The sequence below is a fragment of the Microcystis sp. LSC13-02 genome (assembly GCA_002282935.1).
Lineage (GTDB): Bacteria > Cyanobacteriota > Cyanobacteriia > Cyanobacteriales > Microcystaceae > Microcystis.
This window is the reverse complement of sequence record MTBT01000096.1, coordinates 1-13,064: the sequence shown is the minus strand read 5'-3', so window position 1 is coordinate 13,064 and position 13,064 is coordinate 1. Positions and strand designations below refer to the sequence as shown.

At 43.0% G+C, this 13,064-nt stretch carries 10 protein-coding genes and 1 tRNA gene; 2 read left to right on the top strand and 9 right to left on the bottom strand.

What is annotated here, in order from left to right; genetic code table 11:
* Window positions 1–93: 93 nt before the first annotated feature.
* Entirely contained in the window at window positions 94–906 is an 813-nt protein-coding gene (surE, locus tag BGL89_RS05690; RefSeq protein WP_286824867.1) for a 5'/3'-nucleotidase SurE, read from the bottom strand.
* A gap of 56 nt (window positions 907–962) precedes the next feature.
* On the opposite strand from surE, the gene BGL89_RS05685 reads away from it, so the two are divergent.
* Window positions 963–1,035, top strand: a tRNA-Arg gene (locus BGL89_RS05685).
* A 96-nt stretch (window positions 1,036–1,131) separates the two neighbouring features.
* On the opposite strand, the gene prmA is transcribed toward BGL89_RS05685, so the two are convergent.
* The 4 genes from prmA to ilvB form a co-directional block, all read right to left on the bottom strand.
* Window positions 1,132–2,028 carry a 50S ribosomal protein L11 methyltransferase gene (gene prmA, locus BGL89_RS05680; protein WP_286824866.1) on the bottom strand — a complete coding sequence of 299 codons (897 nt, stop codon included), beginning with the start codon at window positions 2,026–2,028 and terminating at the stop codon, window positions 1,132–1,134.
* A 134-nt stretch (window positions 2,029–2,162) separates the two neighbouring features.
* Window positions 2,163–3,740, bottom strand: a complete 1,578-nt coding sequence (gene serA, locus BGL89_RS05675) for a phosphoglycerate dehydrogenase (RefSeq protein WP_286824865.1) — start codon at window positions 3,738–3,740, stop codon at window positions 2,163–2,165.
* Window positions 3,741–3,916: 176 nt separating this feature from the next.
* Window positions 3,917–4,048, bottom strand: coding sequence for a hypothetical protein (locus BGL89_RS05670; protein WP_286824864.1), 132 nt, complete (start codon window positions 4,046–4,048; stop codon window positions 3,917–3,919).
* A gap of 51 nt (window positions 4,049–4,099) precedes the next feature.
* Complete coding sequence (gene ilvB / locus BGL89_RS05665) at window positions 4,100–5,953, bottom strand: biosynthetic-type acetolactate synthase large subunit (RefSeq protein WP_286824863.1); 1,854 nt, start codon at window positions 5,951–5,953, stop codon at window positions 4,100–4,102.
* A gap of 322 nt (window positions 5,954–6,275) precedes the next feature.
* Between ilvB and bioD the strand changes: the two genes are divergently transcribed.
* Window positions 6,276–6,950, top strand: coding sequence for a dethiobiotin synthase (gene bioD / locus BGL89_RS05660; protein ID WP_286824862.1), 675 nt, complete (start codon window positions 6,276–6,278; stop codon window positions 6,948–6,950).
* Window positions 6,951–6,993: 43 nt separating this feature from the next.
* On the opposite strand, the gene BGL89_RS05655 is transcribed toward bioD, so the two are convergent.
* The 4 genes from BGL89_RS05655 to BGL89_RS05640 form a co-directional block, all read right to left on the bottom strand.
* Window positions 6,994–10,788, bottom strand: coding sequence for a type IIG restriction enzyme/methyltransferase (locus BGL89_RS05655; protein WP_286824861.1), 3,795 nt, complete (start codon window positions 10,786–10,788; stop codon window positions 6,994–6,996).
* 173 nt (window positions 10,789–10,961) lie between these two features.
* Window positions 10,962–11,705 carry a DUF1995 family protein gene (locus tag BGL89_RS05650; RefSeq protein WP_286824860.1) on the bottom strand — a complete coding sequence of 248 codons (744 nt, stop codon included), beginning with the start codon at window positions 11,703–11,705 and terminating at the stop codon, window positions 10,962–10,964.
* Window positions 11,706–11,958: 253 nt separating this feature from the next.
* Complete coding sequence (locus tag BGL89_RS05645; RefSeq protein WP_286824859.1) at window positions 11,959–12,231, bottom strand: hypothetical protein; 273 nt, start codon at window positions 12,229–12,231, stop codon at window positions 11,959–11,961.
* Between the two features lie 5 nt (window positions 12,232–12,236).
* On the bottom strand, window positions 12,237–12,977 hold the full coding sequence (locus BGL89_RS05640; RefSeq protein WP_286824868.1) for a hypothetical protein: 741 nt from the start codon (window positions 12,975–12,977) through the stop codon (window positions 12,237–12,239).
* Window positions 12,978–13,064: the final 87 nt, after the last annotated feature.

Here is a 13,064-nt window from a genome sequence, read left to right as displayed (position 1 = left end):
ACATTTTAGCATATATCGTGTAAATGCGCTAATATTTAACGGTAAAGCCGTCGTAGAACGACGGGGTTTCAGACCCAAAATTTTCGATGATCCTCAATCAAACCAAGAATTCCGGTGCAAATGTTGAAAACCCTGCACATCAGTTAAATTATATTGTAGGGGCGTGATGGTGATAAAATTCTCGCCAATAGCGCGCACATCCGTAGGCACTTCTGGGGGTAAATGGGTATAGTCCGGTTGTTCGATATCTTCGACTACTTCCCCAATTAACCAGTAATAACTTTTACCCCTAGGATCCAGTCTTTTCTCGAAGGTTTCTTCGTAGCGTCGCAATCCTTGCCTAGTGATTTTCACCCCCTTGATTTCGCCACTACTAACCGGCGGGACGTTAACATTGAGTAAAGTGGGAATAGGAAAAGGGTTAAGGGCAACTTTCCTGACTAAAGTGAGGGCAAAATCGGCGGCCGGTTGGAAATCACAGGCTTTAAAACTAGCCAGACTAAAAGCAATACTGGGAATACCCTCGATTAAGCCCTCCAGGGCTGCGGAAACCGTGCCAGAATAGAGGATATCGGTGCCGAGATTAGACCCGTGGTTAATGCCAGCTAAAACTAAATCGGGACGCTCTTTCAGGACGGCACTAAGGGCAAATTTCACCGAATCGGCGGGAGTTCCCGAGCAGGACCAAGCAATCACATCGGGATGAAAAATTCCTTCCACCTGTTCGGCCCGGATGGGATGGTGTAAGGTTAAGCCATGACCGGTAGCAGAGCGCTCGCCGTCGGGACAAACTACGGTGACTTGATGGCCCGCAGTAGCGAGGGTGTTAGCGAGGGTGCGGACTCCTAGGGCGGAAATGCCGTCATCGTTACTGATCAGTAGTTTTAAAGGGCGATCGCTAGTCATAGGAATTTCTGATCTACTGCATCGGCTAGTGGTATAATATAATAGTATTTTATTGTGGGTACGTAGCTCAGAGGATAGAGCACCAGGTTCCGGTCCTGGGTGTCGGGGGTTCGACTCCCTCCGTACTCGTTCAGACATCAGGAGTCAGTATTCAGGAGACATCTCCAGAAATCAGGCTAGAAGCCTGATCTACTGGGCTAAAATCTTGATTATTGGAGATGTCTATTAGTCCACAGTGCGACGAATTTGCAGACAACACCATTCTTGACGTTTCCACAGAGCAGCCACTGTCCAGCCTTGGGGTTCTAAAATATCTGTAACTGCTTGTGCTTGGGTGACGAGGATGCCGCTTAAAATTCCCCAAGTGGTGGGTTTTGCCAGACGGGTGATTTCGGGCATTAAAGCGATAATTGTCTCGGCTAAAATATTACAAACGATGCCATCGACACCATCGGGAATTAATTCTAATAACTCCTCGACACTACCCTGATTAATAGCTAAATTTTCGGGGTTAATTCGGTTGAGATGGCGATTACTGTGCGTCGCGTTCACCGCCAGCGGATCTGTATCAACAGCATAAACTTTTTTGGCTCCTAATAAAATCGCTCCGATCGCCAGTATGCCAGAACCACAACCGATATCAGCGATAATTTTATTCTCTGGATTGCTACTTAAACGCATTTCTAGGGATTCTAGACATAATTGGGTGGTGGGGTGCGTTCCCGTGCCAAAAGCGGAACCGGGGTCAATTTTAATCACCAATCTCTGGTTATTTTCGGGGAGATTTAACCAAGCAGGACAGATCAAAAAGCGATCGCCGATCTCGCTAATTTGCCAATGTTGTTTCCAACTGCTGGCCCAGTCTTCCTCGTCTATTAACTGCCAATTGGTGACAGGTTCGGGAAAACCTAAAATCAAAGCATCCTGCTTTAACCAGAGGCTTAGTGCCTCTAAATCGGGCAATTGCGCTTTAATTTCTGGTATATAGGCCTTAATCTCTAAAGAGGATTGTTTTTTAGCCGTGGCCGTTCCCGAACAGCCAAAATTTTCCAGTCTCCAGAAAACCGTTTCTTCGAGACTAGGTTCGCACAAAACCGTAATTTCCCACCAACTATTAGACATATATTCAGTTATCCGTGATTAGGGATCAGTTATCAGATTTGAGTTTTCAGTCAACAGTATTAAGTGGCAAGTTCGGAGCTTTCTTTTCACTTATTACTGTTTACTGTTTACTGTTTACTGATAACTGATTTAATCTAGAGTTTTACCGTGTAAGCATCACGGATACCGGGGACTTTAGTAATTTCCGAGAGAAGACCTTCTGGTAAAGGATCATCGAGACTCAGGGCCATAACTGCGTCACCGCGAATAATTTTGCGTCCTACCTGCATACTGGCGATGTTGACATTAAAACTGCCTAAAAGTGCGCCAATTTTGCCGATAATACCGGGCATATCTTGGTGAAGGGTGAATAACATATGATTACTCGGTGGCACGTTAATTGGGAACTCATCGAGGTCAGTAATGCGGATTTCTCCCGTACTTAACAGCGCTCCGGTAACGGAATGTGTCCCCATAGAACCATTAGCTTCCAAATGAATCGATCCCGAATAGTCGCGGGTGGAAGCATCCCGGGTTTCGATTACCCGGATACCGCGTTCCTTAGCTTCGATCGCCGCGTTAACATAGTTTACCCGTTCCCGGAGGGCTTGGGAAAGTAAACCCTTAATTGCCGCTACCACCAGAGGTTGACTGTCTTTAGTGGCCAATTCTCCCTGTAAACGGACATTTAACGAGTCACAGCGACCTCCTGCCAACTGACTGACGAGATTCCCCATAGTTTCCGCTAATTGCAGGTAAGGGCGCAGTTTTTCCATAACATCAGGAGTTAGTCCGGGGATATTAACGGCCGAACGCGCTGGCAAACCGAGGAGGACATCGCGAATTTGTTCGGCCACATCAATAGCCACATTAACCTGTGCTTCCGTAGTCGATGCGCCTAGGTGGGGAGTGAGGATGACGTTAGATAATTCTCTTAATCTAGATTCGCCTAAAGGTTCCTGTTCAAATACGTCCAAGGCTGCCCCAGCGATTCTACCGGATTCGAGGGCTTCAATTAAAGCCAACTCGTCGATAATGCCGCCTCTGGAACAGTTAATGATGCGGACTGTGGGTTTCATCTTTGCGAGGGTTTCCCGACCGATGAGATGCTGGGTTTCGGGAGTTTTCGGGACGTGGAGGGTGATAAAATCGGACTCGGCAAAGAGTAGTTCCAGATCCACCAGGGTGCAACCGAGTTGATCGGCGCGTTCTTTGGAAATAAAGGGATCGTAGGCGAGAATTTTCATGCCTAGGGATCTGGCAACGGCGGCGACGTGGGAGCCAATTTTACCTAAACCAACGACTCCTAGGTTCTTTTTATAAACTTCTGTGCCGATAAAGCGATTTCTTTCCCATTTATTCGCTTTTACCGACTGATTGGCATCAGGAATATGACGGGAGAGGGATAACATCATGGCCAAGGCGTGTTCGGCAGCGGCGATCGTGTTACCTTCGGGAGAGTTAACGACAATAATACCCTGACGAGTAGCGGCGGGAACATCGATATTATCGACTCCTACCCCTGCGCGGCCGATAATTTGCAGTTTGCTGCCCGCTTCGACGATTTCTTTGGTGACGCGGGTACTGGAACGGAGCATCAGTGCGTCGTATTCGGGGATAATTTGAATGATTTCCCCGGCGGATAGTCCTGTTTTCACGTCCACTTGGGCAACCTGTGACAGAATTTCTACTCCTACCGGATCGATCGAATCGGATACCAGAACTTTGGCCATAATCTTTATAACGTGCTTTTTTCAGTCTACGGGCAAATGCTAGACCAATATTCGGGTCTAGCCGCAATAGCCCATTCTAGAAGCAAAGGGTGCAGTCTATGGCAAAATTAGCGAAAAGATTTTAGGTTGTCCTTCTCATTGTCGTCAATGGTGTTGATGTCAGCCTCTTGCCGTTGTCACTGAGATATTGCTAATTTAATCACGGTGGCGATCGAGTTTTGCGCTTCTTTTTCTAAAGCTTCTTCTAGGGCTGCCATTGCTTCTGTTTGACAATTTCTATGATGTTTAAATAGTAGAGAAAAAGCCAAAAACCTCCGTTAAGTATAACGGAGGCTGGTTAATTAATTAACAATTTTCGGCTACAATTTCGCCCCACATTCAGGACAGAATTTATTATTCCAACTGTTAACCGCGCCACAACTGGGACAATCGAGCATTTCACAACCCTTGGTGACAATTTTCGGTAAACCAATCATACGGGCATTACTTTGGCCGGGGGCGACCATGGGATAACAATTTTCGTCTTTAGTCACGATCGCATTGACCAAAACTGGACCTTCATGGGCCAACATTTCGGCAATTTTTGCGGCTAATTCCTCTCGATGGCGAATAGTAATGCCTTTAATGCCGTAAGCTTGGGCTAACAGTTCCACATCTGGCATTCCCACTTCCATATTGGAATTAGAATAACGTTGCCCATAGAAAGCTTCTTGCCATTGACGTACCATACCCTGCCAACCATTATTAATAATAATCGTCTTGGCATGAATATTAAATTGACTTAGGGTGCCTAATTCCTGTAGATTCATTTGGAAACTGGAATCACCACTAATACAAATGACCTCCTCATCGGGAATGGCCACCTTGGCCCCCATAGCAGCGGGTAAACCAAAACCCATCGTCCCCAATCCCGCGCTGGAAATCCAACGTCGGGGTCCATTTTTGAGGAATTGGGCCGCCCACATCTGATGCTGGCCCACATCGGTGGTATAGTAGGCGTGGGGTGCTTGACGACCCACCTCAACGATCACTTCTTGGGGGGAAAGTCTGCCTTCCGGTCGAGGTACTTGCAGGGGATAATCTTGTCGCCAGCGCTCAATCTTGGCTAACCAAGCTTGGGTGCGATCGGAATTAGTGGGATAATCAAATTCTCTGGCTTTTTGGAGTATTTGTTCTAAAACTACCCGCACATCCCCGACAATCGGCACGTCAGGGGCGCGATTTTTGCCCACTTCCGCGGGGTCTATATCCACATGGATTACCTTAGCTTTCGAGGCGAATTCGTCCAATTTCCCGGTTACTCGGTCATCAAAACGAGCGCCGACGGCAATTAATAAATCACACTCGGTCACGGCAAAATTAGCGTAGGCAGTGCCGTGCATTCCTAACATTCCCACTGAGAGGGGATGATGTTCATCAAAAGCACCGATACCCATTAACGTGGTGGTGACGGGTAACTGAAAACGCTCGGCAAACTCGGCAATTTGGGCGTGGGCATTCGCTGCGATCGCACCTCCACCAACGTACAGTAAAGGTTTTTCGGCGGTTTCCAAGAGGTGTAAAGCGGCCTCGATTTGACGGCGATTGCCCTTAACCGTGGGACGATAACCGGTTAGTTTCACATCTCCCGGTTCGACGGGGATATAATCGCATGGTTCTAAACCGACATCTTTGGGAATATCGACTAAAACCGGTCCCGGTCGTCCTGTACTGGCGATATGGAAGGCTTCAGCGACGATTCTCGCTACTTCGCGGGCATTTCTCGCCACATAGGAATGTTTAACAATCGGGAGAGTAATACCATAGATATCGGTTTCTTGGAAAGCATCGGAACCGATGGCCGCCCTACTCACCTGACCGGTGATAATCACCATCGGGATGGAGTCCATGTGTGCGTTAGCGATGCCTGTCACCAAATTGGTCGCCCCGGGGCCGGAAGTACCGAAACAGACTCCCACTTTGCCGGTGGCCCTAGCGTAGGCATCGGCGGCATGGGCGGCCGCTTGTTCGTGGCGCACTAAGATATGTTGTAATTCTCCCCGTTCTTCAAAGCGGTAGAGTTCGTCATAGATGGGTAGGATCGCACCACCGGGATAACCGAAGATGTGCTTAACACCATGACGTTTGAGACTGTCCATCAAGGCATAAGCACCAGAACAACGCTGGGGAACCGTTGTTAAAGAGTCATTGGGCTTGGGAAGTGATGAAACCACAGGGCAAACCGTCCAATTTCTAACTAGAGGGATAATTGCAATTCTGTTGCCTAGGATGCAACTGGAAAAATAGCAAAATTGATAACCTTATACTTTTAGTGTATTCCATCTCACCTTTTTGGCCGCAGTTTTTTTTCTTTTTGCATCTTACCCATGCAATATCTGGGGAAGTGGGGAAGTGGGGAAGTGGGGTGGTCACTGCGTGCGCGTTGCGGGGGGAAGTGGGGTGGTGGGGAAGTGGGAAGTGGGGAAGTGGGGATAAGGGAGATAAGATGATAAATATTGGTGATTTCACCTGATCTTGACTTAGCCCGGTAGTTTTATGAATAGTCTTTTGATTACGGCTACGGATACCGATGCGGGTAAAACCGTTGTCACCACTGCTTTAGTGGCTTATTGGCAAAAATACTATCCATCGAAGGCCCTGGGGCTGATGAAATTAATGCAGACTGGTCAAGGCGATCGAGAATGGTATGAGGGTTTATTTCAGGGTCAATTAGAAATGATCACACCGCTGCAATATCAAGCACCCTTAGCGCCTCCTGTGGCTGCTGATTTGGAAGGTCGAGATATTCCTTTAGGGACAGTGTGGCAAGCTCTGCTGAACCTACAAAAAAGCCAAGATTTGGTTTTAATTGAGGGTTTAGGGGGTTTAGGTTGTCCTGTCACCCACGAGCTAACTGTGGCGGATTTAGCGGCTCAATGGCGGTTAAAAACTCTTTTAGTGGTGCCGGTGAAATTGGGAGCAATTTCCCAAACGGTGGCTAATATTGCCCTAGCAGAGCAGAAAAAGGTGAATTTGGGCGGAATTATCCTTAATTGTCTCGAACCGCGCACGGAGACGGAAATAGAGCAGTTAACACCGATCGATTTAATTCAATCCTTGACTAATTGTCCAGTTTTAGGTGTTTTTCCCTTTATCGAAGATCGTCGAGATTTGGATAAATTGGCCTCGGTGGTAGCTAGTTGGCCGGAAATTAAGCTGTCAAGCATTTAAATTGCTTGGGCCAGACGAGGCAAAAGGCAAAACGGAGAATAAATTAGGGTAATTCCAGATATTCTTGTTCTGTTAGTGCAAATTCTGGATCAATGATTTTTACTTCATTATAGGTGAGTTGATAGAGTTTGTAAACTAAGTGATCAATCTGCTTTTCTAATTCGCTTGTGTCAGCAGTAGGATCGTCTTTTTTTGCGGTGAGAATTTTGTCAACCAATAATTTAATTTTTATTTGATATTTGTGATCTACAATTTTAATGGGAATTGGCGAAATAAATTGTTTATTCGCTTCAAAAAAACCATTATCTTTTGGCTTGCCAACTAACTTAAAATAAAAATTTGCAACTTTAGAGTTTAAAATACCCAATAAATATTTTATATCTACTTCATTTTCATTGATAGGTTTAATTCCATTAACTCGAACGTTATTTAAGAAAAAATTTCCTTTTTCATCAAGAAAACATTGTAAATCAGAGACAGTTTGAGCAACTCCTATTTTAGAGTAATGTTGCTTATCAATATTTTGGTTCCTTCCAAATTGATACCAATAATCATTATTAAATTTATTTTTTTCTCGACTTCTTAAAATAGCTTCATTATCTTTTAAATATCTAAAAGCTTTTGGATATTTATTTCTCAACAAGTTAATGTCAAACAAAGCAAAAGTATCATGCGCTTCATAAGGATAAAGCAAATATTTATTTGTATTTGGAATTTTATACCGTTTGGCATCTGTTCCTGAAATTAGTGGTTTCATGATAGAGTCTTCAATTTCAACTTCTTTATCTAGTATTTTTGAAAAATATATTCCTTGCGAAATTTTTTGTAAATGATAAATATTGTCTGCACTTGTTTGAATCCCAACAAAAATTTGCGCTATTTCACCTAAAGGTTTTGAATTTAACTCAAGCTTTTCTTTGATTAACAAAATATGTTCTTTTCCCAAACTCCAATTATTTTCATTTAAGCTAGAAAAATAAATTTCCGAAAATCCTTCAGTCTCAAAGTTACCAGCTTCTGTTTTTAAATATCTAAAAAAAGGTCTAGGTTCTTTACTAAATTGTTGACAAGCAGTATAAATAGTTGCATCAATAAAAACTTGGGTAGAGCCAAAATCTAGAAATCTTAATAAATAATGAGATTTAATCATTAAGCTTCTTAGTGGTTTTCCATACTCGTTATAAATCCAAAGAGAAGGCATTATAAAATCAACTATACCGTGCGAATTTAACAAGCTTAATGATTTTTCAACGAAAGGAAGATAAATATCAAAGTTACCTTTTTTTGCTGTTTGATAATTTTTAGAATAATAATCACAAACCAAAGAATTAGATTTTTTTAAATCTTGTATTGAAATATAAGGAGGATTCCCAATCACCACATCAAACCCAACAAAATCACCATCATCATTCAACACTTCGGGAAACTCAAACCGCCATTCCAAAGCATTATCATACAGCCTACCGCTTTCAATATCTGCAATTTCAGCAGTTAGCTTATCAATCTCATTATTTAACTTAGTAACTTTTTTCTCCCGCGCTTTTTGCTCCGTCTTAGTCTCCTCAAACAATAAACCCTGATTTTCCAGATTATAAAGCTCCCCTTGTAATTGACGTAACTTCACCTTCTTAGGATCACCAATTAATAAATTAGCACTAAAACCAGCCTTAATCTTAGCAATCAGCGTTTCCATCTGCCGCTTTTGTCCCTTAGTTTCTGCATTGCGATAAGTCTGTACCGCATTGCGATATTCCTCAATACTAAACTTCTGCTTCTGTAAAACCTGTTTAACATCCACATCCAAAGCAAAGCGACTAATCAAAGAATTACCACACTTGATATTAATATCAATATTTGGCAAAGTTTCCAAATTGCCATCTTCTCGATAATAAGCATTCTTTAAAAGCTCAATCCATAACCGCAAGTGACAAATCGTCACGGAATTAGGGTTAATATCCACCCCAAATAAACACCCCTCGATAATCGTCTGTTTCTCATGAAATAAGGCTTGCTGTACCCGTTGCTTTTCTTTATTATGGGGATGATAAGCAAATAAATTCCCCTCATCATCGTAAACCAGTAACTTATCATTTCGCACCTCTACCCGATAATCTTTTAAGGACTTACCCGAACTATCTAATAAAACCCGTAACTCACTCTTAATCGCAATTATCTCATTTAAAGCCGAAACTAAAAAATGTCCCGAACCCACCGCCGGATCACAAATCTTTAGACTATTAATAATAGTATTCGCCTCTTTTTTATCCTCAATTCGTTCATACAAATCATCTAAAGTTTGACAATTCCAGCCTTTTACTTCATTAAACTTCTGTACAATCGCTCGTCGTATCGTTTCCCGACACATATACATGGTAATAAAACTCGGTGTATAAAAAGAACCATCTTTATAACCATTAATCTTTTCAAAAATTAACCCCAACACCGAAGCATTAATTAACTTTTCGCTATCTTCTTGAGGATTTTCTAACTCATCTCGATCAAATTTATAAGCATCCAAAAACTCAAATAAATAAGCTAAAGCATTCAACTCACTTACTCGCTTATTACCCTGATTATCTTTTAGCACCGTACCTGCAAAAATGGGTAAAGTTCGCTCCCGCAAATTGCCAATGACAATCGTTTGCTGTTCCGTATCCGTTGGCTCAAATAGCGAACTATTTAAATAAGGTACATGAGCAAAAGTCGTTTTAACCTTAGCCTCGCGCTTATTTGTCTCCCTAGCTAACACATCAAAAAACAAACTATCGAGATCATCATAACTGGGAACTTTCGCCAAATTCAGAAAGGCAAAATCTCGATCGCCTTGATGATATTTAATTAACTGCGCTTCCAATAATTTGAGAAACAAAACCCGATTAATCCAATTAATTGATAACCGCAACGCCACATTAAAAAGCCGTTCCTCATCCGTAGTTCCAAACTCTTCAGGATTTTTTAGTTGTGCAATTTTATCTAAACTATCCAACCGACTAATCGCATTTTCAATCAGTGAACCATCACAGCGATCGCCTTCTTTCATTCGTCCGATTAATTTTTTCCCTTTATCCTTAACTTCCGTCAAACCAATAATATACAAAAGCTCATTATAAAAAGGCTTATTTAAAGTATTACTGTCATTAACAAAAGGTAACTTAAGTAAATGCTCTGGCGAAAGAATCTTGTAAATATCAATCCAATCTAAATTTTCCAGTTCTCGCAGATCAAAATGAGTAAACTTAATTTGCTCAATAACTTTAGTGATGGCTGGTTCGGCAATTTGTTGATAGAAAAAATCCGTTTTCGTACTACTCAGTCTCCCTTCTTCAAAATCGCAAAACTGGTTAACTAGAGCCTTATTAGCAAAAAATAACTCCTCAAAAATCTTCCCATCGAAAATAAACCACTCATAAATATTTGTCACGATCAAGTGTTTAATATCAAGATTTTTATCCGTCACCCTTTCGCGGAGAAAATATAAAACTAACTGCTGAAAAGCCTTAGTATTGAGATGATCCAGTCTTGGCATTTCTGCATTTATTGTCCGAGTAGGTTTCTTCGTCTCAAAAATGATTCCCACTGGACTTTTAACATCCTGGTTATTATGAATCACCAGATCAATGCGCTCTTTTGTATTGATAAAATAGCGATCAGTATAATAGGTATTTTTCAAAAAATCTATCAGCAAATTTTTATTAAACTCTTCAGACTTTTTGCTGTCACATTGCTCCAACAATCGCGCCAAATTAGCTTTAAAAACCTGAATTGTTTCAGTATCAGGTTTAATTTTCAAGTACACCCGATTTAAGGCTTGCTTGAGTTCTCGCTTATTGACGATCATAAAAGTTTACCTCTAGGGAAACTACCGATTAATTTTATTATAGCATTGCCAAATGATCGGTTAAAATAGAAGAACAAAAGTTGCAATCGAGGTCAATCCGTCGAAGCAAGGAATTTCTAACAGCAATGGGTCAAGAATCTCCCGTCACAGCCTAACTTGACGGGGGGAGTATGTCACTGTTGCAATGCTTTTAAGAAGCGTCCCATAGTGGCAAATAAACCGGACTTTTTGGCTTTATTAGCAGGATTAGAACTATCATTAGGAGTATTACTAGAAGCTTTCAGAATCAGATTTTCTAAAGCTTCGCCCATGGGTTTAGTGGGTTGTTCGGAAATTAACTCGTAACCGTTTTCTTTTTCTAGCCAAACTTGCCACAAAGAGGGATAGGAACGATAAACGATCGCTGATTCCAAGGGACGAAAATAATAACAACTTTCTAGGGTACTTAAAAATCTTTCTCGCAATTGTCGGGCCGCGTAACCGATACCTACTACCGATACATCTTCCAATTGGGGAATCAGAAGAACCACGGGGCGCTCTTCGGCAAGGTAACAGAGTTTTTCTACGGAATTAATCTCGACCGAGGAGGGACAAACAACTAAAAAAGCTTCATCTTCGGGCTTAATTTTGTTTTCGATGGGAATAAAACGACTACCTAAATCTCCCAGTTGAAAAACTGTTTCTCCCCAATCCCGTCGAGCTAACATGGCGGCCCCAGTATCGGGAAAAATTACCCTTAAACCAGAACCATAACTGTCAAAAATAGAGCTAAAATCAAGGGCTAAAGCTTGCGCTTGTAGAGCAATTTCTGGGATAACTAATTCCACTTGTACGCGTCTAGCTCCCGATTCTAGAGCCAGTTGGGTGGCGGCTTTTGCTTGCAGGATTGTTTCTTCTAGGGAATTGGGTAGGGTCATTTCAGTTATCAGTTATCAGTTATCAGTTATCAGTTATCAGTGACTACCACTGGTCGTCGGTGGCTTAAAATCAGAAAGATTTTAATTTTTATCCCCTTGTTCTTGTCCATAAAATGAAGCGGTATTGACAGATAAATTTAGATGAAGTATGACGGGATTTGGCATCATCCCCAGCATTAAGATAACTCCTATAAAATACTTTTAGTTTTTAAGAAGAAATTCGGTAATCGGGGAAAAGGTGAGGAGAGAAAGCTTAGGAAAGCTGATAGGAGCCGTGACGTTGGGCATAATAATCGAGAATTGCCGTCACCAAAGAGCGATCGCTTTCCTGAAAAGCCTCGGTATAGTTAATTTCTAGACTACCGATCTGACTTTGGTGATAATCGAATTGTTGGAACTGCTGGGGAGTGAGGTGGGTTTCGACCCCTTGAACCTGTTCTAAATGACTGGCTAACTCCCGATAGATAGCCAAGGGCATTCGCGGATAAATAATGGTTTGTTTTTGTTGAATAGCAATCGATCGCACGGGTTTTACTCTCCTGATTCGGAAACATTATAGCTGATCGAGGCTTGCGGTGCGGCGGCGGGTTCGGGGACACCATCCCCTAAACGACGGGTAATAGTTTGACCGCGTTGTTGTAGGACAATATAGGGGTTATCGGGATTAGTATCGATCGCTTTAACTAAAATTAAACCATTAGAGAGGGTAGAACCGGGGATAACTCGACGTTCCGTGGCTTCTCCGGGGGCTTTCACGATCGCCATAGGAGTGCTAGGTAATTGGACGATGCCCGATACTTGCACTTCTTCTGCTTCCGTCAGTTGCGGTGGTGGTGGCGGCTCTTTCACTATCGGTCGTCCGGGGGTGGGACGATTGCCCCCTACTGCGGCCGCGGGGGTGGGACGATTGCCCCCTGCTGCGGCCGCGGTAGCCGCCGGAGTCCCAGCAGGGGGTTTTTCTTCCTCTATAATCGTAATATTTGGCTGTAGGGGAAAGGGGGCAAAGGGATCGCTGCGACCGCGATTAATTTCCGCCCGTTTTTGGTCAGGATCGGTAGCAGGAATCAATCCCGCTACCCTTGGGGTGGTTGGTTTGGTAGCCGGTTGCACAGCACCGCTAAAGGCGGGTGGTTGGGCAGCCGGGGGACTAGGAGAGGGGGTGGGGGCTTCTTGGGTAGGCGGTGGGGATTGATTAGCTTGGTCAGAAGCTGGACATCCCACCAACAATAAAGCGACACTCCCCACCGATAGGATTAGCGGCAATTTTTTCATCGAAAATTTGGGTCTGAAACCCCGTCGTTCTACGACGGCTTTACCGTTAAATATTAGCGCATTTACACGATATATGCCAGAATGTAA